Here is a 26,344-nt window from a genome sequence, read left to right as displayed (position 1 = left end):
TGAGTTTCTGGAGGCTTTAAAAATAAAATAATCTTAAAAATTACTTAATAATTTCTTCGATCTCAGCTATTATTTTTTGTGCAATTGCTTCTGCGGCTTCAGCTGTAGGACCTTCAGAATAGATACGAATAATCGGCTCTGTATTTGATTTGCGTAAGTGAACCCACTCATTTTCAAAATCAATCTTCAATCCATCAATAGTTGAATGCTCTTCATGCTTATATTTTGCTTCCATTTTTGCTAAAAGATCATCAATGTCCAATTCTGGAGTTAATGTGATTTTATTCTTAGACATAAAATATTGTGGCAATTCGGCTCTATATGCAGATACCTTTTTACCCAACTTTGCTAAATGTGTTAAAAATATTGCTACACCAACCAGTGAATCGCGACCGTAGTGTGATGCCGGGTAAATTACACCGCCATTACCCTCACCACCGATAACGGCATTAACTTCTTTCATTTTTGTCACTACATTAACTTCACCAACTGCGGCCGCAAAATATTGACCTCCATGTTTAACAGTTACATCGCGCAATGCTCTTGTTGAAGATAAATTAGAAACTGTATTTCCTTTTGTATGTTGCAAAATATAATCTGATACTGCTACCAAGGTATATTCTTCACCAAATAAATCACCATCTTCCATCATGAAAACCAAACGGTCAACATCAGGATCTACTGCAATACCTAAATCAGCTCCATTTTCCAATACTGCCTTAGAAAGATCTGTAAGATTTTCTTTTAGCGGTTCAGGGTTATGTTGAAATTTACCATCAGGCTCACAATGAATTTTATAAATTGTTTCTACTCCTAGTGCTTCTAACAAAGCAGGAATGAACAAACCTCCTGTGCTATTAACGGCATCCACTGCAATTTTGAAATTTGCATTTTTAACAGCTTCTACATCTACCAGATCCAACGCTAAAACATCATCAATATGTTTCTGCATGTAGCTTGTGTCTTTATGAACTGTTCCCAAATCTTCGAATTCTGAAAAATCAAAATCTAAGCTTTCACCTAATGCCAGTACTTGCTTACCTTCGGCGTCATTGATAAATTCACCTTTAGCATTTAATAATTTTAAAGCATTCCATTGACCTGGATTATGAGACGCCGTTAGGATTATGCCGCCACCAGCATTTTCTTTAGGAACCGCAATCTCAACTGTAGGAGTTGTGGATAAGCCTAAATCAATCACATCTACACCAATACTCTGTAAAGTACCAATAACCAAATTACTGACCATTTCACCGGAAACTCGTGCATCACGACCAACAACAATTTTGTTAATTCCAGTCTGATTCACAATGATCTTACCATAAGCTGCCGTGAACTTCACGATATCGATAGGTGTCAACCCTTCTCCAGAACGACCACCAATGGTACCTCTAATACCAGATATTGATTTAATTAAAGTCATGTTAAATTACGTTTATTCCGTAAAAATAAAACAATAGTCCAAATATTTATAATAAAGCGTTTCCTTTTCTGAAATAATTAACATACTTTTGTTGCAACATTGTTTCTTTTACATATATATCCGCATCAAATTGAAATTATTTATACATTTGGATTCAGATCACGAAGAACTGTTATCAAATAATTTCACTTTAATACAGCAACATGATTGACCAAATAGTACATATTGATCAAGAAATTTTTTTAGCCATTAATCAGGGATTAAGTAATCCGGTATTTGACTGGCTACTTCCAATTTTAAGAAATCCATATACTTGGGCTCCTTTATACCTATTTTTAGTTATTTTCTTTATTAAAACATATGGTAAAACGGGCATCCTGATTGTTGTTATGACATTAGCTACATTCGGAGCTTCTGATGCAGTCTCTTCTCACTTAATCAAGAAATCAGTTAAACGGGTTCGTCCTTGCAATGATATCGTATTTAAAGAAGAGGTCAATATCCGTGTGAGATGTGGTTCAGGATTTAGCTTTACCTCTTCTCATGCCACCAATCATTTTGCTTTAGCATTTTTCTGGATCGCATTATTCAGAAGAAAATGGAAGCATGCAATGTGGTTATGTATCACATGGGCAACATTAATTTCTGTTTCACAGATATACGTGGGTGTTCACTATCCGTTTGATATCTTATGTGGAGCAATTTTAGGGATACTGATCGGTATGGCAACCGGATATATCTTTAAGAAACTAAAACCAGAATTCTTTAATCCCGTTATAGCGAAATGAGCGCAATCATCTTAGTAAGTATTCTTTTTTTCTCTGCATTAGCAAGTGGTTTAGCAGTGTTCTTTGTAAAAAGAAACAATACGAATTTACTTAAATTAATTCTATCATTTAGTGGTGCCTATCTGTTTGCCATCACGGTACTGCATTTAATACCGCATGTCTATCAGACACGTACTACAGATGCAGAAATTTTAGGAATATATGTATTAGGAGGATTCTTATTCCAACTGGTGCTAGAACAGTTCTCGCAAGGAATCGAACATGGCCATCTTCATCATGAAGAAAGCCATCATCATGCTTTTCCTATGGGAATTATGATCAGTTTATGTTTACATGCATTTTTGGAAGGGATGCCTTTAGCTGCTACCCATCAAACAGAGCTGGTTTTTGGAATAGCAATCCACCATATACCTGCTGCATTTGCATTAGGAAGTTTATTGATCAGTACGCATCTTTCTAAAAAGAGTATTACAACACTGTTAATTGTTTTTGCTGCGATGACACCTCTGGGATTCTCTTTCAGTAAAGCAATAAGTACCGGTGAAATTGGTAATATTCAACAGTATTTTGATAAAATAATGGCTGTTGTCATCGGTATATTCCTACATATATCGACAACAATATTATTTGAATCTGGCTCAGCAGATCATCATAAATTCAATAAAAAGAAAATGATAGCCGTATTTGTCGGTGTTGCAATTGCTTTGATGAATTTTTTATTTGATGGCCACGGTCACAGCCATTCTTCTTCGGAGGATACGCAAGAAATCAATCATGATGGTCATGACCACAGCCATGACCATCATGATCACTAATTAGTTTTGGTTTCAGGTTCTAAACTTCCTCGAAATTTATCCAAGAGTTCATTTAATTGGGTACATTCAGCTTCCGATAGATGATTCGGGAGAATATCACTCAGAAGCATTTCTTGTTCTAGTTCTTCGAGGATTTTAAGCCCTAATTCTGTTATTAATAAGTTGACTGCACGTTTATCTTCATTTGACTTACAGCGATCGACTAGTCCTTTTAGAACCAATCGGTCTATCAACCTCGAAATATCAGGCGTATTCGTCAGCATTCTAGATTTTATCAAATTATTAGTAACCGGTTTCGGAAATTGTCCCCGCAATATCCGTAGCACATTGAATTGACGTAATGTAATTTGCTTTTGTTCTGCCCTCTTCTCCAAAACTGCAGTTACCCAATTACTTGTGTACAATAGGTTAACAGTGGCACGTTGCCACTCCGTACTAAATTTTTTCACTTGTATGGCTTCATCAATTTTCATAATTTAAATATATCACATATTTATCATAAATGCATAAGAATTACATTAGAATCATTCTAAATCAGATAAAATTCATATATTTGAAAATTACATATTAAGAGAAATAATGCGCGATAAATCTAGTTTAGACAAGCTTAAAAAGGGACAAAAAGCTATAATAGTTGATTTGAATTCGAATGACATTCCCGCTAAATTTTATGAAATGGGATTCCTTCCCGGAACCGAAATTGAAGTCAAACATATTGCCCCTTTAAACGGTCCGATCTGTCTAAATATAATTGCTAGTAACTCATTGATTGCTATCAGAAAGTCTGAAGCCAAAGTAATCATTATCGATCCAAAATAAATGAACAATCCTATTATTGCACTTTTGGGGAATCCAAATGTGGGTAAAACATCGCTGTTTAATCGTATTACGAAACTCAATCAGAAAGTTGGAAATTATCCCGGTATCACCGTTGAGAAACGCGAAGGCTCGTTAACGGCAAACAATAAAACATATAAAATCATTGATTTACCTGGTACTTATACCTTATTTCCGAACTCTTTGGATGAAGAAGTTGTATTCAATATACTTGTCGATCAACAACACAAGCTTAAACCAAATTTAATTGTTGTTGTCGGTGAACCGTCCAACTTAAAAAGATCAATTATTCTCTATCAACAAGCACGAGAACTTGGATTACCGGCCATTTTTGTCATCAATATGATTGATGAAGCAACGACAAAAGGTATTCAAATTGATATTCCAAAATTGGAGTCCCTATTAAAGACTAAAGTTTTTTTAACAAATGCACGTAATGGTGAGGGAATTGACAAATTGATCAAAGCTTTTGATTCAATTCCACCACTATATATTGGAAACTTTAGTATTCCCGCACAATATGTTACACCTGTTGAGGAAGCAAAAAAACTATTCCCACTGGAACACGAGTACAATACATGGCAGTATTTAGCAAAAGGTAACGTAGAATTTCTACCGGAGGAAAAAAATAATGCTCTAGAAAGTATTAGAAAACAGCATAATCTAACTCCACAGGTATTACAAAAAGAAGAATCCATTCAGCGTAATAAGAATTTAGAACATGCATTAAGTACAATCGTATCAAAAGATATCGATTCGAAAAGTGTTACGAATGGTATTGATAAAATCTTACTACACCCTATTTTAGGTTATCTGATTTTCTTTGGGGTGCTGTTTTTGATATTCCAAGGTATTTATAATTGGTCTGGACCAGCCATGGATTTCATTGATACGCAATTTGCCGATTTAGCGGCTTATGTGCAGAGTGTCTTACCAGCAGGACCACTTCCAGATCTGTTATCCAATGGTATTATTAAGGGAATTGGCGGTATCGTTATTTTTGTTCCCCAAATTGTGATCTTATATATTTTTATATCATTGATGGAAGAAACAGGCTATATGAGCCGTGTAGTATTCTTAATGGACCGTTGGTTAAGACCTTTTGGACTTAATGGTAAATCAGTCATTCCATTGATCTCAGGTGTAGCTTGTGCTGTTCCTGCTGTAATGTCTGCACGAAACATTGAAAATAGTAAAGAACGTCTGGTAACGATGTTAGTAACACCGTTTATGACTTGTTCTGCACGATTACCAATTTACATTGTTATCATTGGTTTAGTCATTCCTGACACTAAATTTCTTGGGTTCAATATTCAGGGTATTATCTTATTTGCGCTTTATATTCTGGGCATTTTAGCGGCTCTTGGTTCAGCATGGTTATTGAATAAAATTATTAAGACCAAACATAAATCTTTCTTAATTTTCGAATTACCAACTTATAAATTCCCGGACTGGAAAAATTTATTTTTAAATGTTTGGGACAAATCATCCAGTTTCGTGTTTGGCGCAGGTAAAATCATCTTAGCCATATCTGTCATACTTTGGGCGCTCGGAAGTTTTGGTCCTGGTGATAAATTTAAAAATGCTGAAGAAATTGTAACGCAGAATAATCCGTCGCTATCGCAAGAAGATCTCGATCATGAAATATCTTCTTATAAGGTGGAACACTCCTATTTAGGATATCTGGGCATGGTAATTGAGCCTATTGTAGAACCATTGGGGTATGATTGGAAAATGGGAATTGGCTTGATATCATCATTTGCAGCGCGTGAGGTCTTTGTTGGAACAATGGCTACAGTTTATAGCATTGGTGATGATGCAGATATTGAAGATGATGCTTCTAAAAGAACAATCTTAAGTAAAATGAGAGCTGAGGTAAACAGAAATACAGGTTTACCTGCCTATAATCTTGCTTCAGGTGTTTCCCTTTTACTATTTTATGCTTTCGCAATGCAATGTATGAGTACAATAGCAATTGTAAAAAAAGAAACAGCATCTTGGAAATGGACTTTAATTCAAGTAGGATTTATGACAGGCTTAGCTTATATAGCAGCTTTAATCGCCTATCAGGCATTAAAATAAAATATTATGACGAATTTAACTATTCAATACATCATCGTTGGAGTAATCATTATCGCAGCGGTAATCTACTTTTCAAAAACGATGCGTGCTTCATTCAAAGGTAAAAAAAGTTGTGGTAAAGGTTGTGGCTGTGATATGACGCAACCGAAAGTTCAACAAAAAAATAATCTGTAACCACATTCAAATTAGAGATCATTCTTTAGTAGAATATATACTGAGGATTAAAAATAAAAACCGTTGTCATGTTCGATGTCAACGGTTTTTGTATTCCATTCGGAGCTGAAATTGAAAAGTTATTTTTGTTGCTAAATAATAAAAAATTACCTTTCAGCTTTCATTACTTGCTATTAGCTCGTATTAACATCAATACAATGCCGAATTATTGATAGATAAAAACTATATTAGTCCTATCTAATGATATCAGCCCGTATATTAACTTTATAAAAAACAATTACGTGGATCAAAATCCAAAACAAAATAACGAATTAAAAAGAGGTCTACAGAATAGACACATTCAACTCATTGCTTTAGGCGGTGCTATTGGAACAGGCCTATTTTTAGGTATCGGTAAGGCTGCTATTTTAGCGGGCCCATCTGTGATATTGGGCTATGCTTTAGCAGGAATCATTGCTTTCTTTATCATGCGCCAATTGGGCGAAATGGTTGTAGAGGAACCCGTCTCTGGGAGCTTTAGCTTTTTTGCCAATAAATACTTAGGATCTTTTGCAGGTTATGCTTCAGGATGGAATTATTGGGTCTTGTACATATTGGTAAGCATGGCAGAGCTAACTGCTATTGGTGTTTATGTGCAGTTTTGGTGGCCTGAAATACCACTCTGGACTTCCAGTCTGTTTTTCTTTTTTATCATTAATGGGCTAAACCTAGCTTCTGTAAAAGTTTACGGAGAGGCCGAGTTCTGGTTTTCTATCGTAAAGGTAGCCGCGATTATAGCCATGATTTTGTTTGGTTCTTATTTGCTTATCAGTGGTACAGGCAGCCCACAATCTTCGATCAGTAATCTTTATAATGACGGTGGATTTTTCCCAAAAGGCTGGCTATCCCAAAGCAGTAATGGTACGTACGAAGGTCTACTTGCCGCGATCGCTTTGATTATGTTTTCTTTTGGTGGCTTAGAATTAGTCGGCATCACCGCCGCAGAGGCCGAAAACCCTGAAAAAAATATACCCAAAGCGACAAATCAGGTGATCTATAGAATTCTTATTTTTTATGTTGGCGCCCTTATTGTTTTGTTCTCACTATCGCCTTGGCAACAGATTACGGCAGATACAAGTCCTTTTGTAACGGTGTTTGACTCTTTGAAAAGTTTTCAGTTTACCCTATTTGGTAAAACCATCTACGCAACAAGCTTAATTGCCAATGTGTTAAATCTCATCGTACTAACGGCAGCATTATCCGTTTATAACAGTAGTGTCTATAGCAATAGCCGTATGCTATATGGTTTAGCAAGTCAGGGCAATGCCCCGAAATTTCTAAACAAATTAAGTAAGAACCATGTTCCTGTCAATGCCATCTTAGTTTCGGCATTATTTGCAGCTATCTGTGTTGTTATTAATAAAATAATGCCCCAGGATGCATTAGAAATATTAATGTCGTTAGTTGTTTCTTCGCTCATTATTAATTGGGTCATGATCACCGTGACACACTTCTACTTTAAAAAGGATAAAGTCCGTAGGCATATAAAAACAAAATTTCCATCTTTTCTCTTTCCGATCAGTAATTACATCTGTATTTTATTTTTAGTAGCCGTATTGGTTATCATGTGGATAACAGGAATGAAAGTACCTGTTGAACTAATTCCGATATGGATGGTCCTTCTTTATTTATCTTATCTTTTGGTGAAAAGAAACAAATCCAAACAATAAAAATATAGCGTTCATACTTTTGAACGCTTTACTTGTTTAAAATGTATGGGAATGATTCCCAAATTGATCACCACTCTTTTCAATTGTAATCATCACATAAATAAAAAAGCTTCTAAACGGTAATACCGTTTAGAAGCTTTTTTATTGAATTTCTACTTTACTTTATTCAGGATCGTTATAATTCCAGTTTTGCAATTTATTCTGCAATATTCTGGAAATTTTATTGAAATATCTTTTTTGTTTATAACCCATGACCCATTGTACCCCTTGAACAGCGTTCGTGAGAAATATCTCTTCTGCTTCTTTCATGATCTGGGGGCTTATCTGAGCTTCTACCACCTCGATTCCTTCATCAATGGCCATGTCGATCACAACACGTCTCATAACACCTTCAATACAGCCTTCTGAAAGAGCAGGTGTATATAACGTTTTCTCGTAATGAACAAATATATTTGAACTCAATGCTTCGCATAAAAATCCTTCTTGATTCAATAATAAAACATCATCAAAACCCATCTTTTTCTTGTGAATTCCAGCTAAAACATAAATTTGAGAATTTAGTGATTTAATTTTTGATAAATCACTAAATGGTTTTTTATATTCTGTGTACAAATCAACAATTAAACCTACTTTTTTATCCTTCAGATTAGGTTCAGGTCTCGCAACTTGAAATACGTATGACGGTTTATTCGAATTTGGGCTATATAAACCTCCTCCACTTCTAAAAACAGTTAAGCGTATCCGGACAAGCTGACCGACCATATTATTTTTCCGTATCAGTTCTTCCACCTTTGAACGAAAGAAAAACTCATCAAAGAGATTAGCATCCTCCAAATGTAAAGCGCTCATCCCCTTTTGCAACCTTTCCATATGGAAGGCAAGGAATCTGATCTCACCATCTTTAAACAGCATCGTTTCAAACAAGCCGTCGCCATAACGTACTGCCCTATTCTCAATAGAGAATATCTCTTGTTCTTCAGGTAAAATATTACCGTTAAAATTGATATATGTTGTTGGCATTTAAGTATAAATATTATTCTTCAGTTGGTTTTGATAAAGCGGCATAATGACGCCATTTCTCCAATCCTAAACGAAAATCTTCTGGTAATGGTACTTCAAATTTAATATTTTCTTTTGATGTTGGATGCACAAAACCAATCACTTCAGCATGAAGAGCTTGTCTAGGTAATATTTTGAAACAATTTTCTACAAACTGTTTGTATTTTGTAAATACGGTACCTTTTATAATCTTGTCTCCACCATACATGGCATCATTAAATAATGGATGACCAATAGATTGCATGTGTGCACGAATCTGATGTGTTCTTCCAGTTTCCAACTGACATTCAATTAAAGTCACATAACCTAAACGTTCTATAACCCGGTAATGGGTAACAGACCAGCGCCCATTTGCTTCACTGTCGTACATAGCCATAATACGTCTATCTTTCTGATGGCGTCCTATATAACCTGTAATGGTACCATCTTCTTTAATATCACCCCATACTAGCGCAATGTATTTTCTTGTGATACTGTGATCAAAAAATTGCTTCGCCAAGTGAGTCATCGACTTTTCATTCTTCGCTATAACAAGTAACCCAGACGTATCTTTATCAATACGGTGCACTAAACCTGGACGATCAGAGTTTCCGGGTAACTGTGGCAACTGCTGAATATGATGCGTTAAAGCATTTACTAATGTTCCATTATAGTTATTAAAACCAGGATGGACAACCATTCCAGATTCTTTGTTGACGATCAATACATCATTATCTTCATAAATGATATCCAAAGGAATATCTTCGGGATATACTTCGGTATCTCTTGGGGGATCGGGCAAGACAACAGTGATCACATCAAATGGTCTCACTTTGTAGCTTGCCTTTACAGGCTTTTCGTTCACTAATACGGACTCCGCTTCAATAGCTGCCTGAATTTTATTTCGAGATGCATTCTCTACTCTATTCATCAGAAACTTATCGATGCGCAGTAACGCTTGTCCTTTATCTACCTCTATACGCAAATGTTCAAATAACTCTTGATCATCTTGCTCTTGTAACTCTAAATTTTCAGCCATCGTACAAAAATAACCTAATTCATACAAATTCTACTAACTTTGTACATTAAAGTGTATGATATCTTTTAATTTTTATAGTCCCGAACAAAAAATTAGTTTTCCAGACTGGGAAAAAAAAACTATTTATGTCTCTATAAAGCGTGATGACATGATCCATCCGTTTATTTCAGGTAATAAATGGCGGAAATTAAAATTTAATTTGGAGCGTGCATTAGCAGAAAATAAAAACCATTTGGTCACTTTTGGCGGTGCATGGTCTAACCACATTTTGGCAACAGCTTGCGCCGGTGCTACCTTTGGTCTAAAAACAACAGCGTTTTTACGGAGTGACCCTGGAATAAATAATCCGCTCATCGCCATGTGTCGATTATTTGGGATGGAAATTATCTATACTGATCGTACCGAATATAAAAATAAGCAAGTTCTGTTTGATAAACATTTCAGTAATAACTCAAATGCTTATTTTATAGATGAAGGAGGTCATGGACCGCTTGGTTCTAAAGGATGCGAAGAAATTATATCATCACTACAGGAATCTTACGATCATATTTTTTGCGCCTGCGGTACTGGGACTACCCTCGCAGGATTACAACACGCTGTAGCGGCATCTGGATTACAAACCGTTGTCCATGGTGTACCTGTCTTAAAAGGAGGAGATTTTATTCATGATGAAGTGCACAAAATATATCCTAGCGATCCTGTTGCAACCCTTCATACTGGATATCATTTTGGAGGATACGCGAAAACTAAACCCGAACTTTTACGGTTCATTGAAAAATTTGTTTCCAATACAGGAATCATGATCGAACCAACTTATACAGGTAAACTCTTTTTTGCGGTTAATGATTTGATTTCTCAAGATTACTTTAAACCTGATGCACGCATTTTGGTTATTCATACCGGAGGGTTAACTGGCTTTCTGGGCATGTATGAACGTTTTAATCTTGATCTAGGTCAATAAATAACTATTTTGAAACCTTTCAAACATTATTTTGACATTTTCATAAAATTAATATTGTACGTTTGAACATCAAATAATAAAAGCTCAAAATGAAAATATTAGCATTTGCTGCTAGTAACAGCAGAAATTCAATTAACAAAACTTTCGTTACTTCAGTTTCTAAATATTATAAAGAAGTAGACGATGTAATCGATATATTAGATTTGAATGATTACGAAATGCCCTTGTATTCTATTGATAGAGAAATAGAATCTGGCATTCCACAATTAGCATTAGATTTCGCATCAAAAATTGATGAATCCGATTTTTTATTGATATCGATTGCAGAATACAATGGTTCTTACAATGTTGGTTACAAAAACATCATCGATTGGGTATCCAGAATTGCAGGTCGTAAAACGTTCAATGGAAAACCTGTTTTTCTATTAGCTACTAGCCCAGGACCTATGGGTGGATCTACTGTTTTAAATACAGCCGTAAATAGAATCACTTGGGATGGTGCAGAAGTTTTGGACTCATTCTCCTTACCTGAATTTGGAAATAATTTCGAAAGCGGAAAAGGAGTTACAAATATTCAACATAGAAGTAAGTTAGAAGCTAAAGTACGAGCAACTAAACGTGCTTTAAAAGAGAGAACGGCAAAGCTAGTTTAACCATAACTTAACAGAAAAAGTCATAGTCGTCTGTGACTTTTTTTGTATCTTGGAGAGATAAAAAACAAATTTATGGCAAAGAAAATATTATTACTTGTTGGCGATTTCGTAGAAGACTACGAAGCAATGGTTCCTTTTCAGGCTATGGGTTCTCTAGGTATTGATGTTGATGCTGTAGCACCAGATCGCAAAAAAGGTGATGTAGTACCGACTGCAGTTCATGATTTCACAGGTGACCAAACCTATAAGGAATTACGTGGACACAATTTTGGAATCAATAAAGATTTTGATACCATTAATGTAGAAGAGTATGATGGTCTGTATATAGCGGGAGGTCGATCTGCAGAGTATATCCGACTGAACAAACGTGTATTAGAAATAACAAAGTATTTTTTTGACAACAATAAGCCAGTTGCGGCGATCTGTCATGGCATACAAGTTTTAACAGCAGCAAAAGTACTCCAAGGACGTACATTAACGGCGTATGTAGCTGTAGGACCAGACATCGAACTTGCTGGCGGAACATGGAAAAACATCCCCGCAGATCAAGCGATTGTAGATGGAAATTTAGTAACATCACCTGCTTGGCCAGGTCATCAAGCTATTCTTAAGGAGTTTTACAAACTATTAGGAATTACAATAGCAATTTAAGTACAATACGTTTAAGGAAGCTATCAAGATCGTGAAATAAGTAAGGATATAAATTTTTTGCTCATGATAGCTTCATTAATATTACAAAAACAACTCGAGTCCGCTGAGCTTACTGATACAAATGGAAGCTTATACTCATAATGAATAAGTTTAATGAAAAAAAATAAACGGGTATGGTTAATTATCATACCTATTCTAGCAATTCTAGCCTTCATGTTAAAGGATTCTTTAACACAAAAAAGCATTGAAGATCTACCTGGCGAATTTAAAGAGGTTGCATTTGTAAGAAATGAGCAAAATAAAGGCGGTATCATACGCATATATGCAATTTCTGTTGGCAAACCTGCTGAAGCAGATTATAAGGCCTGCATAGATTTACTACCGGTAAATGATTATGGAAGCTCAACTACGGCTTACTTTTTTGATAAAAATACGCCCTATCCAACTTCACTAACTATAGAAGCTCCCCACTATGACGGTAAGAAGTTTCAAGCGATTCAAATTTCAAAAAAATCGGGTATGGATAAAAAATAAAAAGGAACAATAAATTCTTTATATTTAAAGAGAATACGCATTGTATTCTCTTTTTTTATTTTCTATAGGTTTTATCATGAAAAAAATACTCCTTTTCATATCCTCATTATTGTGCTTATCGCATTCATATGCACAAAAGAAAAACAATCTAGCTCCCTTATGGATGCAGATTGACAGTCTGGCTGATAATCAATTTTGGAAAGAGATCTCTCCTATTCTTGCTAAGGTAGAAGCAGAAGCAGTAAAAAGAAATTGGTATGATGAACAGGTCAAAGCTTTTCTATATCGCCAAAAGATAAACTTGCAGACTTCTGATGATTCGGATATAAAATTAAAAGTCATTCAAGAATTTGATATCAAAATTAAACAGCTCGAGAATAAAACCGCGAAAGCCATTTTAACCATTCAACAGGCCCGTAATTATAACGATTATTTCATCAGTAATTATTACAGCATTAATCAGCGTACTGAAGTACAAAACGATGTTAATAACGATTTTACTTTCTGGACAAGTAAACAATTTGAAGATAAAATCAAATCCTTATATCAAAATGCCTTAATAGAAAAAGACATGCTCTTGCATGAACCAAAAGAAAAATGGAGTAAACTCATTGAATCACCGCAGCAGTCCTATCTGCCAACCCTATACGATATTGCAGTTTATGATTATATCGATCTCCTTCAACAAAATCAGCCCTACCAGATCTCTTCAGCTAGAAATCAAAAAGATAGTAATACCAAAATTGTCGATAGCTTATACCACGATCTTATAAAAATCCATGAGGGCAAAAATATAGATGCTTACTTATTTAATCAATACCAATTATTGCGTAGCAAAAATAATCCGGATTCTTCCAGATTACAAATTCTTGAAAACTGGATCGCAAAATATAAGCAGTCCCCACTCAAAGAAATTATGATTGTAGATTATATCAACATCTACAAAAACAAGGCAAATATTGTCGCGGTAAATCAACAAGAACAAATAAATATCTTACTACGAAAAATAGAAACGTATTTACCGCTTGCGGACAGTGCTCATACAAAAACCTATCTCTCAACAGTCCGTCAAAATATATTAAAACCAGAAATTCTTCTTGAATCGAAGGAATTTAATAGCGCGAATAAAGAGGCATTAATGAAAGTGACACACCGAAATGTCAGTAAGATATTCTATAAAATAATACGTCCAAGAAATATCTTAGATCGTTTTCAATCCGAAATTAACAACGCTAATGATAGTACATTATGGAACAATATCCACACTTTTACCAAAAAAAACAACGTTGTAAAGGAAGGCTTTTTTGATCTTAAAGATTTTAAAGATCAAGTAAGTCACGAGACAACTTTGCTAATCCCCGCACTTGATGCAGGTTCTTATACCATCGTATATGCTTCCTCTCCATTTGAAAACGAATACAATGAAAAAAACTGCTATGGTTATCTAAAATCAAATTTTAGCAAATACGCAATGTTGCAAGATGATCAAGTTGTACTGATCGTAAACCGGGAAACAGGGGCACAACAATCCAATGTCTCATTGAAATTTTACAACTTACGTCAAGATAAGTTTGAACTACAATCAACTGAAGCGACAGATAAGAATGGTGTTTTTAACAATAAAAATCAAAATAGAAATCTATTTTTAAGGATTAATGATGAACCTGTATTCATCCCCTTCAATTCATACTATTATCCTCAAGTTGATCATAAAGAAGACACACATAACGATGCAAAAATATTTACGGATAGATCGATCTATAGACCGGGCCAGATTGTCTATTTCAAAGCAATCGTATATAAGAATTACGAAAAGATTAAATACGCAACTATGGCTGATAAACGTATCGTTGTGGGATTATACGACACCAATAATCAACGTGTTGATGAAAAAACATTGGTCACCAATGATTTTGGATCAATAGCAGGATCATTTATCTTAAATACAGGTAATGTAACAGGTCAGTATTATATACAGATTACTGGTGATGGCATAAACCAAAATTACAGCTTCAGTGTAGAAGAATATAAACGTCCAAAATTTGAGGTTACTTTTGACGAATTTAAAGATAAGAAATCATTAGGTGACTCCATTTCTATAACAGGAAAAGCTATATCTTTTAGCGGTGTTCCTATAGCTAATGCCACGGTGGCATATTCGGTCAACAAAGTTGAAAATAGAATAAGACCTTTCGATGTATATGATAGAATTATCGATCGCACAGTTAGCGAGACAATCAAAATAGATACCATACGAACTGATAACGAGGGAAATTTTATCATTAGTTTCAAAAGTGAAATACCAAAAGATTTTAACAGCAAGTGGCGAGTTACCCAATCATTCAACATCGATGCCTCAGTAATGGATGCTACTGGTGAAACCAATGAAAGTACCACCCGTTTAACTATCGGAAATATTCCCTTTATTTTACAGATAGATGCACCAGAACTAATTGATGCAAATGATCTGGATTCGATTACAATAAGTGCACAAAACCTATCTGGACAAAAGGTACCTGCAAAAGGTAAATTTATACTAAAAAAACGTATAGAAAATCAACGTCTTATTGTCTCCCCGTCATTCTATATTGCGCATGACTTTAGTTACTACAATAGCATTCCTAAGGATGAATTTTTACAGAAGTTCCCCTATGAACCTTACGGAATTGAATATAAAAAAGAAGAGGATTTTACGGTGGTTTACGAGGCAGATTTTGATCTTTCCCAATCAAATAAAATAAAACTTCCAAACAGCAGTAGTTTTGCAGGAAAATATAAATTAGAAGCAATTTCAATTGTTGCGGAAGATACTATTCGTAGTGAGCGGATGATTGAAATCAACAATTCACGGCTACAATCAGATGAAAAATCACCTTTGACCGTTACTGCGGACAAAGCTAATTATCAACTAGCTGACCAGGCTAAAATAAGTCTGGAAACGGATTTTGATTCTCTTCATCTCAACATGACTTCTTCCGAAGATGAAAAAATAGATTTTAAAGTCGTTTCAAAAACGAAAACAACAATTCAAGTTGAAATTCCTAAAACCATCAAGAATAGTTTGGTATTGAATTTCACTGGTGTTAAAAATGGACAGCTTTTCACTAAAACTTTGGTGTTGCCAATACAACAATATAGCCCATCGCTAACAATAGAAACAAAAACTTTCAGAAATAAACTGTATCCTGGACAAAAAGAAACTTGGGAATTGGTCATTAAAGGAAAAAAAGGGGAGCAGATTGCATCAGAGCTTTTGGTGAATATGTATGACGCATCTTTAGACAAACTTAAAAATGTGACCAGCAATGATTTTTCATTTCCTCTAAATCCTTATTCATATCCTTCTTATAGAGCCTGGTATTATACCAATAATCTCAACAGAAGTACTTTCATCCAAAATTTTAGCGAATTGAATTTTAACACGGCACTAGATTACGATCGATTTAAGAATTTTGGATTCAATATCAATAATTATGATTTTGGCCGTACCAGAAGAATGTCCCCTACTGGATCACTTAGAATCCGAGGTGCAGTAGCAAAACAGGCGGCTGCAGCAGCCCAAGAAGATCTTATGCTCGCAGATGCAGCATCTCCTGTAATGGAAGAGGTAGTCGTAGTCTCCAGTCAAGCAGAAATCGACAAAAATAAAGGCGAGAATCCAATTCAGATTCGGAAAAATCTACAGGAAACAGCTTTCTTCTTACCTCAACTACGAACAGATAAAGATGGTCATGCGGTGTTCAGCTTTGATTCTCCAGAAAGTTTAACCCGCTGGAAGTTTATGGCAATCGCGCATAGTAAAGAATTAGCTATAGGTACCTACACTAATTTTGTTGAAACACAAAAAGATCTGATGATTGTACCCAATATGCCACGTTTCTTTAGAGAAGCAGATCAAATAACAATCAAAGCAAAGGTCAATAACTTGTCTGCAAATGATTTAAAAACCTCTGTTTCGCTAGAAATGTTTGATGCAATTACCATGGCGCCCCTAGCTCTTAACATTCCAATAAAACAAATTACGGTAATTGCTAAAGGCAGTGAAAATACGAGCTGGGAAATTACGATCCCTAAAAATATTGAAGCAATCACCTACCGTATCGTGGCAAAAGGAGGTAACTTCTCTGACGGTGAAGAATCCACTATTCCTGTTCTAAAAAACAGTATGTTAGTCACAGAAACTTTACCTATTGCTGTAAGAGAAGGTCAGTCGAAATCTTTTGAAATGAAAAGTTTACAACAGGGCTCGTCTACTTCCGAACCATACCGCTATACAGTAGAATTAACAAGCAATCCGATCTATCATGCATTATTTGCGCTACCCTATGTCAATGAGTATCCATATGAATCATCGGAATCAATTTTCAGTAAATTCTATCTAAATTCATTTTCTGCACATCTGATCAATCAGCACCCAAAAATAAAGCCTGTATTTGAACAATGGAAAGGTAAACAGCAACTTCAATCAAACCTACGTATCAATGAGGAATTGAAAGCAATTATGATACAGGAAACACCTTGGTTAAAAGATGCAATTAATGAGGAAGAAACAATGAAGAACATTGCACATCTATTTGATCAGAATACGCTTAAAAATACATTAAAAACAGACGTCGCGAAACTTGCTGCTTTGCAATCATCCCGTGGAGGGTTTTCATGGTATCCTGGAGGTAATGAGAATTTCCAGGTCTCCACCTATATCCTTGAGGGCATCAATAAATTAAATGCGAAAGGCATCATTGCTGAATTTGATTTGACAAATATGGTTAAACCGATCATCACGAAAGGCTTCGCATTTTTAGACAATGAGATTTTACATAATTGGTCCCGTTTTCAGCAAGACAATAAGATGAAACCTAATATTGATCAAGGAATCGAATATCTCTTCGTAAGAAGCAGTTATTCGCCTGAAGATAAAAATACGCAACTGGAACCAGCTATTGCATATTTTCTAAAAGAGATAGATAAAAATAAACTAACATACAGTATTAGCACGCAAGCCAAAGTAGCCCTTATTTTAAATCGCTACAACTTAAAGGAATCCGCTGCACTAGTCATCAAACAATTGCAACAAAAATCTATTGAATCTGTTGAAAAAGGTATGTACTGGAATCAAAATCAACCTGGCTGGTCTTGGTATGAAGCACCAATTGAGACACAAGCCCAACTGATAAGAGCATTTGACGAAGTAAGTCAAGATAAAAAAGCAATTGAAAATATGAAGATCTGGTTGATCAAAAATAAACAAGTACGGCACTGGAATTCAACTAAAGCGACCGTCGCTGCTGTTGATGCCTTGATCAACTATGGCGAAAACTGGCTAGATGCTCCAGAAGGTCTTACCATAAAAGTCGCTGGTAAACCATTAGATGAAACACAAATATCGAAACAAATCGGTTCTGGTTACAGGAAAGAAAGTTGGATGAAAAAAGAAATTAAACCTGCATTAGGAAAAGTTGAGATCTCAAAAGCAAGTCCTGGCATAGCATTAGGAGGTTTGTATTACCAGTATTTTGAACAATTAGATCAGATAAGGTCCGCCTCATCAACCATTAGCTTACAAAAAGAGCTTTATCTCAAGAAAATTGAACAGTTGAAAGAAGTACTAGTCCCTATAACAGCAGCAACACCTATTCAACTTGGAGATATTGTGAAAGTACGGATTTTGATCAAAAGTGATAGAAATCTATCATTCGTACACCTCAAAGATATGCGAGCATCTGGGTTTGAGCCAACAAATGTAACATCAACCTATAAATACAAACAAGGTTTTGGTTATTATGAAAGCACCAAAGACGCTGCAACTAATTTTTTTATCGATTATTTACCACAAGGAAGCTACGTATTTGAATATGAGTTAAGAGCAAATAATGCAGGTATATTTTCAAATGGAATAACAACTATTCAAAATCTATATGCGCCAGAAATGTCATCACATTCGACAGGTATTCAGATCAAAATAACGGATAATTAGATCACTTAATAGTATTAAAGAGGTGTTACTACATATATATTTAACAATTATTTAATACTATTAAAATACTACATTAATTAAGTAAATTTACATTTGAGGCTAATCGCATAAATAAGAAGTATTAAAAAAATATGGCACGAAAATTCATTCCTAGAGATGTCAGCTGGTTAAGTTTTAATAGCAGAGTTCTACAGGAAGCGGCTGATGAAACAGTACCTCTTCCTTCTAAAATAAAATTCTTAGGCATATTTTCTAATAACCTAGACGAATTTTTTAGAGTACGCATACCGGGGCTAAAACGCGCAATAGATATTAAAGACAAAGAGGCTAATACATCCTTTTTTGAAGACCCGCAAATTATACTGGATGAAGTCAATACGATTGTTATAAAACAGCAAAAAAAGTTTGATAATTTTTGGGCGCTTATACAAAAAGAGATGGCGCAACAACATGTATATATCAAAGATGCAAGTCAGCTCAACCTTAAACAAGAAGAATTTGTTCGCAATTTCTATTCAGAAGATGTCGAGTCTAACGTCATTCCATTATTGCTCGATGATAGTCGCCCTATGCCCTATCTTCGCGATAAAAGTCTTTACTTAGGAATTTCCATGCGCAAACAGGAATGGGAATATGAAACAAGATTTGCCATAATCGAAATTCCAACTACGCTAAATGGTCGTTTTGTAATCTTACCCGCCTCAGCGAAGGAAAAACATATTATTTTACTAGAAGACATCATTAAATTCAATCTTCCTTATATCTTTTCTTATTTTGGATTTGACGAATTTCATGCGCATGTCTTCAAAATAACTAAAGATGCAGAATTTGATATTGATAATGATATCAATACCACATTAGCAGAGAAAATATCAAAAGGGATAAAAAATAGAAGAAAAGGTAAAACAACACGCTTTATCTTTGATAAAGAAATGGACCCTAGGCTAGTCGAATTTTTAATCAAAAAATTACAATTAACGAAAAAAGATAATATCATACCCGGGCAGAAAATCCATAATTTCAAACATTTTATGGACTTCCCTAATGTATTTAAGCAACCAAACCTGCCTATTACAAACCCAGCATTTACACATCCTCAACTGAACAAAACACAAAGGATTACCGATATCATTATCAAAAAAGATATCTTGCTATCATTTCCTTATCACACTTTCCGTCCAGTAATCGATCTGCTCCGAGAAGCGGCAATGGATCCAGATGTTAAGACCATTCAAATCACAGCATATCGCCTCGCATCAAATAGTAAAATCGTCAATGCGTTGATTAATGCGGCACGAAATGGAAAAGATGTAACAGTAATGCTTGAACTACAGGCACGATTTGATGAAGAGAATAATCTATTTTGGAAAGAGAAACTTGAACTTGAGGGTATTCGGGTTTTAACTGGTGTTCCTAATAAAAAGGTACATGCAAAACTCTGCATCATTAAAAAAAGAGTTGGTGCCAAAACCATTCAATATGGTTTTGTAAGTACAGGGAACATCAATGAAAAAACAGCAAAACTATATGGAGATTACTGTTTATTGACCAGCAATAGAAGTGTCATGGCAGATATAAACAAAGTCTTTCATTTCCTAAAAAAGCCAAAAAGCAATCCAGCTGAAGTCATTAAAAACTGCAATAGCCTACTCATCTGCCCTACAGATATGCGTAATGGAATTATTCATTATATCGATAAAGAAATTGAGGAGGTTAAAGCTGGAAGAAAAGCGCGTATCATCTTAAAGGTGAACTCGCTCAGTGATCGGATACTGATTAAGAAATTATATGATGCCGCCGAAGCGGGTGTACAGCTTGATCTAATTGTAAGAGGTATCTATTGCGCCACGAATCAAACAAAATTTAAAAGAGCAATCAATGCTATCAGCATCGTTGACGAATTTTTAGAACATGCTCGTGTGATGTATTTTTATGCTACTGGAAAAGAAGTGACCTATATCTCTTCAGCAGATTGGATGACGAGAAACTTGGATCACCGTATAGAGGCTGCTGTAAAAATTAACAGTAAGAAAATAAGGGATGAAATTAAAGATATGTTGCAGATCCAGCTGCGCGATAATGTAAAAGCCCGTATTTTGAACAATGAACTCAATAATCGGTACGTTGAAAATGACAAGGAGTCTTGTCGCTCACAAATTGAAATCTATAATTATCTCAGGAAAAAAACAGACGAGGTATAAAAAAAGGTCAGCGATTGAATCGCTGACCTTTTTTTATTAACCTCTACTATTGTAGTTAGGAGCTTCTTTTGTAATCGAAATATTATGTGGATGAGATTCACGTAATCCAGCACCAGTAATACGTACAAATTGTGCTTCTTGCAGCTTTTCAATTGTAGCTGCTCCACAATAGCCCATTGATGCCTTCAATCCGCCCATGTATTGATATACAACCTCAGCTAACGTCCCTTTATATGGAACGCGACCAACAATACCCTCAGGAACTAATTTCTTGATATCATCTTCAACGTCTTGGAAGTAACGATCTTTAGATCCTTTTTCCATCGCTTCGATAGATCCCATTCCGCGGTATGATTTAAATTTACGTCCTTCGTAAATGATCGTTTCTCCCGGAGCTTCTTCAACACCTGCAAATAATGATCCGGCCATAATGGTATAAGCACCAGCTGCAATTGCTTTTGCGATATCACCTGTTTGTTTTATACCACCATCAGCGATCAATGGAACACCAGTGCCTTTTAATGCCTTTGCTACTTCATAGATGGCGTACAACTGAGGCACTCCAACACCAGCAATAATACGTGTTGTACAGATTGAACCTGGTCCGATACCTACTTTTACAGCGTCAGCACCGGCTTCTGCTAATGCTTTTGCAGCTGCACCTGTAGCAATATTACCAACAATAACCTGTAAGTCAGGGAATGTTGCTTTCACCAATTTCAATTTATCAATTACACCTTTTGAATGACCGTGTGCAGTATCAATAGTAATCACATCAACACCAGCTTTTACTAAAGCCTCTACACGATCTAAAGTATCTGGTGTGACACCAACTGCACCACCAACCAATAAACGACCGTGCGTATCTTTAGCTGCATTTGGATAATGTTTGTATTTTTGAATATCTTTAAAAGTAATAAGACCTTTTAATATACCTTCATTATCAACAACTGGAAGTTTTTCAATCTTATGATCTTGTAAAATTTCTTCTGCTCGTACTAAATCTGTCCCTTCTGGTGCAGTAACAAGATTGTCTTTCGTCATTAACGAAGAGATCGGTTGACTCATGACTTTTTGGAAACGTAAATCACGGTTCGTTACAATACCAACTAACTTGCCTTTTTCATCTATTACAGGAATGCCGCCAATCTTATGATCTTTCATAATTTTAAAAGCATCTCCTACTGTTGCAGTTTGCAATAAAGTTACAGGATCTTGAATCATACCGCTTTCTGAACGCTTTACTTTACGTACTTCAGCAGCCTGCTCTGCAATCGTCATGTTCTTATGCAACATACCAATACCGCCGGCTTGTGCGATAGCAATAGCTAAATCAGCACCCGTCACCGTGTCCATAGCCGCAGATACTAATGGAATATTTAATTTGATTTTTTTTGTCAGAAAAGTACTTGTATCGACATCACGTGGTAAAACTTCAGAATAAGCTGGAATTAATAATACGTCGTCGTAGGTAAGTCCTTCTGCTACGAATTTTTGTGGATCTAATTGCATGGCAAATATGTATTGGGTTCTCTATTTGCCAGGCAAAATTAAGTATTTTTAGTGAAATATAAAAATTAATTTCACTAATTACATTTAAATGATTATCGTAACATGTAGTTAACAGCTCATTATCATTGCCTTAATAATACAACCTTATCAGCCCGTCAATATTCTTGCATCGTACGTAACAACTTTTGGCAGGTTATTTGCATAAGATGTCTAAATTGAATTTATATAAAACACATATTATGAAAAAAGTATTACTATCGGTAGCAGCTGTTGCCATATTAGCTCTAGGAGCACAGGAGGCAAAAGCACAATCACCACAACGCGCTGCAATAGGTGTTGTATTTGATGGTACAGCAGGCGATTTATGGGGTGTTCAGTACAAACAGTCTATGGGAGGCGCAAACAATGGACAAGCACAAATTATGTTCGATGACAATGTGGTTGCTGTAGGAGCAGATTACCAATATGCAAGACCATTTTCTGGTGCTAAAGGATTAGGTTGGTATGCAGGTGTTGGTGCTCAATTATCTTTTATTGATGCAGGTGATAATCAAACTTGGGTTGCACTTCGTCCTCAATTAGGTCTAGAATTTAAAATTCCAGCTGCACCTATTGGTTTTCACGCAGATTGGAAACCAGATTGGAGATTAAACCACGGTAATGATTTTGATGCTTCGACTTTTTCATTCGGTATCAAATACACTTTGAGATAATTAAAATCGTATATTTTAATAGAAAAAGCCTCCCAAACGGGAGGCTTTTTCTATTATATCGCATCCTTATATACTGTTCATTACAATTTAATCGCTTTTTATCATAAGCTTAATCAAATAAAGCTTTTCATTTTACAAAATTTTTATACCTTTGGCATTCTTGGAGAATTGTAATTTTCATACAAGAATGAGTTATCAATTATATCATATAATATCAAACTAATACACTAAAAACAGACGATGCAAGGTAAAGGGCTGATTAAATTTTTGGTGATAGCGGTATCTATAGCATGTCTATACGCCCTATCATTCACTTTTGTAACCCGCAAAGTTGAGCGTGATGCTGAGAATTATGCACAAGGAGATATGGCACGTGAAAAATCGTACCTAGACTCTATCGCTGGCGAGGTTGTTTACAATTTAGGTTTTGCAAAATACACCTATAGAGAAGCTAAAGCGCAAGAACTTGCTTTAGGACTTGATCTAAAAGGGGGTATGAACGTTACGATGGAAATCTCAATCGATGAGTTGATTCGTAACTTAGCAGATAATCCTAAAGACGAGAAATTCAATGCTGCACTTACAGCTGCTATTTCGAAAAGTAAAACAAGTCAAAAATCTCTAGTTAATTTATTCATTGATGAATATAAAGCTACAGGTAGTACGACTCCACTTTCAACTTATTTCGCGACTAAAGATAATGCATCTTTAATCAAAGCGGGGGACTCTGATGCACAATTGGAATCTTTTTTACAAAAAGAAGCTGATAATGCTATCCAAAACTCATACAAAGTACTTCGTACACGTATTGATAAATTTGGAGTTGCTTCTCCTAACATCCAGATTCAACAAGGTACAAATCGTATTCTGATCGAACTTCCAGGTGTTAACGATGAACAACGCGTCCGTAAATTATTACAAGGATCAGCTAAATTAGAGTTTTACGAAACTCATGCTAATCAAGAAGTGTATCCTTTATTGGAAAACATCAATAAAACTTTGTCTGCAACTTTAAAAGTTGCTTCGACAGATGATAAAGCAACAACAGATTCGACTAAAAAGTCTGATGACTTATTAGCGAACCTTGGTGCTAATAAAAACACAAAAGATAGCGCTGCTGCTAAATTGTCGCAAGAAAATCCATTATTTGATGTTTTGAGACCTGCTGTTTACATGGGTGAGAATCAACAGATGGCTTTAATGCCTGGCGCAATGGTAGGTAGTGCAGAACTTAAAGATACTGCCAAAGTAAATGCTTTTTTAAACAGACCTGAGGTTAAATCTATTATCCCTGGAAATCTAAAATTGTTATGGTCAGTAAAACCAGAAGCTAAAACACCAAATATCCTTTCTTTATATGCAATCAGACCTGCAGGTGTTGATAATGGCCCAGTATTAACTGGTGATGTTATTACCAATGCGCGTGATGAGTTTAATGAGAGAAATGAACCCGTTGTTTCCATGCAGATGAACAGCGACGGTGCTCGTGAGTGGAAAAAAATTACAGCTAAAGCAGCACAAGGTCACCAATCGATCGCTATCGTTCTTGACAATGTAGTATATTCTGCACCTGGCGTTAATGAAGAAATCGCTGGTGGTAATTCATCTATCTCTGGTTCTTTCACAGTGGAAGATACAAAGGATTTAGCGAACGTACTAAAAGCTGGTCGTTTACCAACTACCGCTAAAATCGTTGAAGAAGCGATCGTAGGTCCTACTTTAGGACAATCGGCTATTGATTCTGGTGTGAATTCAGCAGTTATCGGTATTGTGCTTGTTCTTGTATTCATGATTGCATACTATAACACTGCAGGTTTAGTAGCAAACATTGCTGTTCTTATAAACGTATTCTTTATCATGGGGGTATTGGCATCGCTGAATGCAGTATTAACACTCCCAGGTATCGCGGGTATCGTATTAACGATGGGTACTGCGGTGGATGCCAACGTCCTAATTTACGAACGTATACGTGAAGAATTAGCCGGTGGAAAATCAATCCGTCAAGCGGTTGCCGATGGTTACAAGCACGCATTACCTTCGATCTTAGATTCACAGATTACAACATTCTTAGTTGGTTTGGTATTATTCTTCTTCGGAACAGGTCCAATTTTAGGATTTGCTACCACATTAATGGTGGGTATTATCACTTCATTATTCACAGGTATATTCCTTACTCGCATTATTTTTGAGTGGATGTTAGAACGTGATATGAAAATTAAAGTTTCTTTCCCTTGGTCTGCGAAAACATTGCAAAATGCAAATTTCCAATTCATCAAGAAAAGAAAAGGCCTTTACATCGTTTCTATTGTAATTGTTATCGCTTGTTTCGCATCAATCTTTATTAAAGGCTTTAGCCAAGGTGTAGATTTTCAAGGTGGACGTACTTATACCATCCGCTATGATAAACCAGTTGATTTGGAAGCTGTGCGTCAAAACTTAGATGATGCTTTCCAGAAAACAACTGAAGTTAAAGTCTTTGGCGCTGCAAATCAAGTACGTGTAACAACAACTTACCATGTAGAAGAGACTTCTGATGAAGCAGATAAAGAAGTCTTAACTAAATTGAATGACGGATTATCGAAGGTAGATGCAAGCAACAAATATGAGATTCTTTCTTCTCAGAAAGTTGGTCCTAGTATCGCGACAGATATGAAAGCAAGATCAATTTATGCAACTATATTTGCGTTATTAATCATTGCGGTTTATATCCTAGTGCGTTTCCGTAAATGGCAATATTCAGCAGGTGCGGCAATCGCAACTATACATGATGCCATCATTGTATTAGGTTTATTCTCTATTTTAGATGGTATTGTTCCATTCTCATTAGATATTGATCAACATTTTATTGCCGCTATTCTAACGGTATTAGGTTATTCAGTGAATGATACTGTAGTGGTATTTGACCGTATCCGTGAAGATGTAAACAAACCAAATGCTTTAAATAAAGATTTTGGTGAAACGATCAACCACGCCATAAATACAACATTAAGTAGAACGGTTATTACATCATTGACGATTGTATTCGTATTAGCAGTACTATTTATTTTCGGTGGTGAAGTTATCAGAGGATTCTCTTTCGCTATCTTAATTGGTATTATTGTAGGTACTTATTCATCTATATTCTTAGCTGCACCAGCAGTATACGATTTAAGTAAAGGAAAACACTTTGAAGAAGCTCCTAAAAAAGCTGAACCGGTAACTCCTTAGTAAAAAATCAAAACGTTTAAAAAGGCTTTCAGA

At 35.5% G+C, this 26,344-nt stretch carries 19 protein-coding genes; 14 read left to right on the top strand and 5 right to left on the bottom strand.

Going from position 1 to position 26,344, the window contains the following annotated elements; genetic code table 11:
• Window positions 1–40: 40 nt before the first annotated feature.
• Window positions 41–1,423, bottom strand: a complete 1,383-nt coding sequence (glmM, locus tag FHR29_RS01955; RefSeq protein WP_021191171.1) for a phosphoglucosamine mutase — start codon at window positions 1,421–1,423, stop codon at window positions 41–43.
• 203 nt (window positions 1,424–1,626) lie between these two features.
• On the opposite strand from glmM, the gene FHR29_RS01950 reads away from it, so the two are divergent.
• Both FHR29_RS01950 and FHR29_RS01945 read left to right on the top strand, forming a co-directional pair.
• The gene (locus FHR29_RS01950) at window positions 1,627–2,211 is read left to right on the top strand and encodes a phosphatase PAP2 family protein (RefSeq protein WP_021191172.1); all 585 of its coding nucleotides are present in this window, start codon (window positions 1,627–1,629) and stop codon (window positions 2,209–2,211) included.
• The gene (locus FHR29_RS01945; protein ID WP_183912042.1) at window positions 2,208–3,026 is read left to right on the top strand and encodes a ZIP family metal transporter; all 819 of its coding nucleotides are present in this window, start codon (window positions 2,208–2,210) and stop codon (window positions 3,024–3,026) included. The genes FHR29_RS01950 and FHR29_RS01945 overlap by 4 nt, the downstream gene beginning before the upstream one ends.
• On the opposite strand, the gene FHR29_RS01940 is transcribed toward FHR29_RS01945, so the two are convergent.
• A complete protein-coding gene (locus FHR29_RS01940) occupies window positions 3,023–3,499 on the bottom strand; it encodes a MarR family winged helix-turn-helix transcriptional regulator (RefSeq protein ID WP_021191174.1) in 477 nt (158 codons plus the stop codon). The genes FHR29_RS01945 and FHR29_RS01940 overlap by 4 nt on opposite strands.
• 106 nt (window positions 3,500–3,605) lie before the next feature.
• Here FHR29_RS01940 and FHR29_RS01935 point away from each other — a divergent pair, with 106 nt between their 5' ends.
• From FHR29_RS01935 to FHR29_RS01920, 4 genes are all read left to right on the top strand, one after another.
• Window positions 3,606–3,845 (top strand): FeoA family protein, encoded by a 240-nt coding sequence (locus FHR29_RS01935; protein ID WP_021191175.1) that lies wholly within the window; start codon window positions 3,606–3,608, stop codon window positions 3,843–3,845.
• A complete protein-coding gene (gene feoB, locus FHR29_RS01930) occupies window positions 3,846–5,945 on the top strand; it encodes a ferrous iron transport protein B (RefSeq protein ID WP_183912041.1) in 2,100 nt (699 codons plus the stop codon). It begins immediately after the preceding gene.
• Between the two features lie 6 nt (window positions 5,946–5,951).
• Window positions 5,952–6,119, top strand: a complete 168-nt coding sequence (locus tag FHR29_RS01925; protein ID WP_021191178.1) for a FeoB-associated Cys-rich membrane protein — start codon at window positions 5,952–5,954, stop codon at window positions 6,117–6,119.
• A gap of 281 nt (window positions 6,120–6,400) precedes the next feature.
• Window positions 6,401–7,828: an amino acid permease gene (locus FHR29_RS01920; protein WP_132772666.1), complete on the top strand. Its 1,428-nt coding sequence runs from the start codon at window positions 6,401–6,403 to the stop codon at window positions 7,826–7,828.
• A gap of 162 nt (window positions 7,829–7,990) precedes the next feature.
• Here the strand turns inward: FHR29_RS01920 and FHR29_RS01915 are convergent, their stop codons facing one another.
• The gene (locus tag FHR29_RS01915) at window positions 7,991–8,848 is read right to left on the bottom strand and encodes an aminotransferase class IV (RefSeq protein ID WP_132772664.1); all 858 of its coding nucleotides are present in this window, start codon (window positions 8,846–8,848) and stop codon (window positions 7,991–7,993) included.
• Between the two features lie 13 nt (window positions 8,849–8,861).
• On the bottom strand, window positions 8,862–9,905 hold the full coding sequence (locus FHR29_RS01910; protein WP_132772663.1) for an RluA family pseudouridine synthase: 1,044 nt from the start codon (window positions 9,903–9,905) through the stop codon (window positions 8,862–8,864).
• 55 nt (window positions 9,906–9,960) lie between these two features.
• Here FHR29_RS01910 and FHR29_RS01905 point away from each other — a divergent pair, with 55 nt between their 5' ends.
• The 6 genes from FHR29_RS01905 to ppk1 all read left to right on the top strand — a co-directional run bounded on the left by FHR29_RS01905 (window position 9,961) and on the right by ppk1 (window position 20,879).
• The gene (locus FHR29_RS01905) at window positions 9,961–10,866 is read left to right on the top strand and encodes a 1-aminocyclopropane-1-carboxylate deaminase/D-cysteine desulfhydrase (RefSeq protein ID WP_183912039.1); all 906 of its coding nucleotides are present in this window, start codon (window positions 9,961–9,963) and stop codon (window positions 10,864–10,866) included.
• Window positions 10,867–10,955: 89 nt separating this feature from the next.
• On the top strand, window positions 10,956–11,519 hold the full coding sequence (locus FHR29_RS01900) for an NADPH-dependent FMN reductase (protein ID WP_132772660.1): 564 nt from the start codon (window positions 10,956–10,958) through the stop codon (window positions 11,517–11,519).
• Between the two features lie 72 nt (window positions 11,520–11,591).
• Window positions 11,592–12,170 (top strand): DJ-1/PfpI family protein, encoded by a 579-nt coding sequence (locus tag FHR29_RS01895; protein WP_021191181.1) that lies wholly within the window; start codon window positions 11,592–11,594, stop codon window positions 12,168–12,170.
• 153 nt (window positions 12,171–12,323) lie between these two features.
• Window positions 12,324–12,704 carry a hypothetical protein gene (locus FHR29_RS01890; RefSeq protein WP_183912037.1) on the top strand — a complete coding sequence of 127 codons (381 nt, stop codon included), beginning with the start codon at window positions 12,324–12,326 and terminating at the stop codon, window positions 12,702–12,704.
• Window positions 12,705–12,780: 76 nt separating this feature from the next.
• Complete coding sequence (locus tag FHR29_RS01885) at window positions 12,781–18,678, top strand: alpha-2-macroglobulin (RefSeq protein WP_183912035.1); 5,898 nt, start codon at window positions 12,781–12,783, stop codon at window positions 18,676–18,678.
• Window positions 18,679–18,809: 131 nt separating this feature from the next.
• Window positions 18,810–20,879: a polyphosphate kinase 1 gene (gene ppk1, locus FHR29_RS01880; RefSeq protein ID WP_132841325.1), complete on the top strand. Its 2,070-nt coding sequence runs from the start codon at window positions 18,810–18,812 to the stop codon at window positions 20,877–20,879.
• A 36-nt stretch (window positions 20,880–20,915) separates the two neighbouring features.
• Here ppk1 and guaB read toward each other — a convergent pair whose 3' ends face one another.
• The gene (guaB, locus tag FHR29_RS01875; protein WP_021191186.1) at window positions 20,916–22,391 is read right to left on the bottom strand and encodes an IMP dehydrogenase; all 1,476 of its coding nucleotides are present in this window, start codon (window positions 22,389–22,391) and stop codon (window positions 20,916–20,918) included.
• A gap of 239 nt (window positions 22,392–22,630) precedes the next feature.
• On the opposite strand from guaB, the gene FHR29_RS01870 reads away from it, so the two are divergent.
• Window positions 22,631–23,104 carry a hypothetical protein gene (locus FHR29_RS01870; protein WP_183912033.1) on the top strand — a complete coding sequence of 158 codons (474 nt, stop codon included), beginning with the start codon at window positions 22,631–22,633 and terminating at the stop codon, window positions 23,102–23,104.
• Window positions 23,105–23,344: 240 nt separating this feature from the next.
• Window positions 23,345–26,311, top strand: coding sequence for a protein translocase subunit SecDF (gene secDF, locus FHR29_RS01865; RefSeq protein ID WP_183912031.1), 2,967 nt, complete (start codon window positions 23,345–23,347; stop codon window positions 26,309–26,311).
• Window positions 26,312–26,344: the final 33 nt, after the last annotated feature.

The sequence above is a fragment of the Sphingobacterium sp. JUb56 genome, assembly GCF_014191365.1.
In the GTDB taxonomy this organism is placed as follows: domain Bacteria; phylum Bacteroidota; class Bacteroidia; order Sphingobacteriales; family Sphingobacteriaceae; genus Sphingobacterium; species Sphingobacterium anhuiense.
Note: the sequence above shows the minus strand (reverse complement) of the source record. Positions and strands in the feature narration are given on the sequence as shown.

What these genes read in the sequence shown, in the direction of transcription:
- glmM (WP_021191171.1), bottom strand. Translation starts at nt 1,423, where the DNA reads ATGACTTTAATTAAATCAATATCTGGTATTAGAGGTACCATTGGTGGT.
- FHR29_RS01950 (WP_021191172.1), top strand. Translation starts at nt 1,627, where the DNA reads ATGATTGACCAAATAGTACATATTGATCAAGAAATTTTTTTAGCCATT.
- FHR29_RS01945 (WP_183912042.1), top strand. Translation starts at nt 2,208, where the DNA reads ATGAGCGCAATCATCTTAGTAAGTATTCTTTTTTTCTCTGCATTAGCA.
- FHR29_RS01940 (WP_021191174.1), bottom strand. Translation starts at nt 3,499, where the DNA reads ATGAAAATTGATGAAGCCATACAAGTGAAAAAATTTAGTACGGAGTGG.
- FHR29_RS01935 (WP_021191175.1), top strand. Translation starts at nt 3,606, where the DNA reads ATGCGCGATAAATCTAGTTTAGACAAGCTTAAAAAGGGACAAAAAGCT.
- feoB (WP_183912041.1), top strand. Translation starts at nt 3,846, where the DNA reads ATGAACAATCCTATTATTGCACTTTTGGGGAATCCAAATGTGGGTAAA.
- FHR29_RS01925 (WP_021191178.1), top strand. Translation starts at nt 5,952, where the DNA reads ATGACGAATTTAACTATTCAATACATCATCGTTGGAGTAATCATTATC.
- FHR29_RS01915 (WP_132772664.1), bottom strand. Translation starts at nt 8,848, where the DNA reads ATGCCAACAACATATATCAATTTTAACGGTAATATTTTACCTGAAGAA.
- FHR29_RS01910 (WP_132772663.1), bottom strand. Translation starts at nt 9,905, where the DNA reads ATGGCTGAAAATTTAGAGTTACAAGAGCAAGATGATCAAGAGTTATTT.
- FHR29_RS01905 (WP_183912039.1), top strand. Translation starts at nt 9,961, where the DNA reads ATGATATCTTTTAATTTTTATAGTCCCGAACAAAAAATTAGTTTTCCA.
- FHR29_RS01900 (WP_132772660.1), top strand. Translation starts at nt 10,956, where the DNA reads ATGAAAATATTAGCATTTGCTGCTAGTAACAGCAGAAATTCAATTAAC.
- FHR29_RS01895 (WP_021191181.1), top strand. Translation starts at nt 11,592, where the DNA reads ATGGCAAAGAAAATATTATTACTTGTTGGCGATTTCGTAGAAGACTAC.
- FHR29_RS01890 (WP_183912037.1), top strand. Translation starts at nt 12,324, where the DNA reads ATGAAAAAAAATAAACGGGTATGGTTAATTATCATACCTATTCTAGCA.
- FHR29_RS01885 (WP_183912035.1), top strand. Translation starts at nt 12,781, where the DNA reads ATGAAAAAAATACTCCTTTTCATATCCTCATTATTGTGCTTATCGCAT.
- ppk1 (WP_132841325.1), top strand. Translation starts at nt 18,810, where the DNA reads ATGGCACGAAAATTCATTCCTAGAGATGTCAGCTGGTTAAGTTTTAAT.
- guaB (WP_021191186.1), bottom strand. Translation starts at nt 22,391, where the DNA reads ATGCAATTAGATCCACAAAAATTCGTAGCAGAAGGACTTACCTACGAC.
- FHR29_RS01870 (WP_183912033.1), top strand. Translation starts at nt 22,631, where the DNA reads ATGAAAAAAGTATTACTATCGGTAGCAGCTGTTGCCATATTAGCTCTA.
- secDF (WP_183912031.1), top strand. Translation starts at nt 23,345, where the DNA reads ATGCAAGGTAAAGGGCTGATTAAATTTTTGGTGATAGCGGTATCTATA.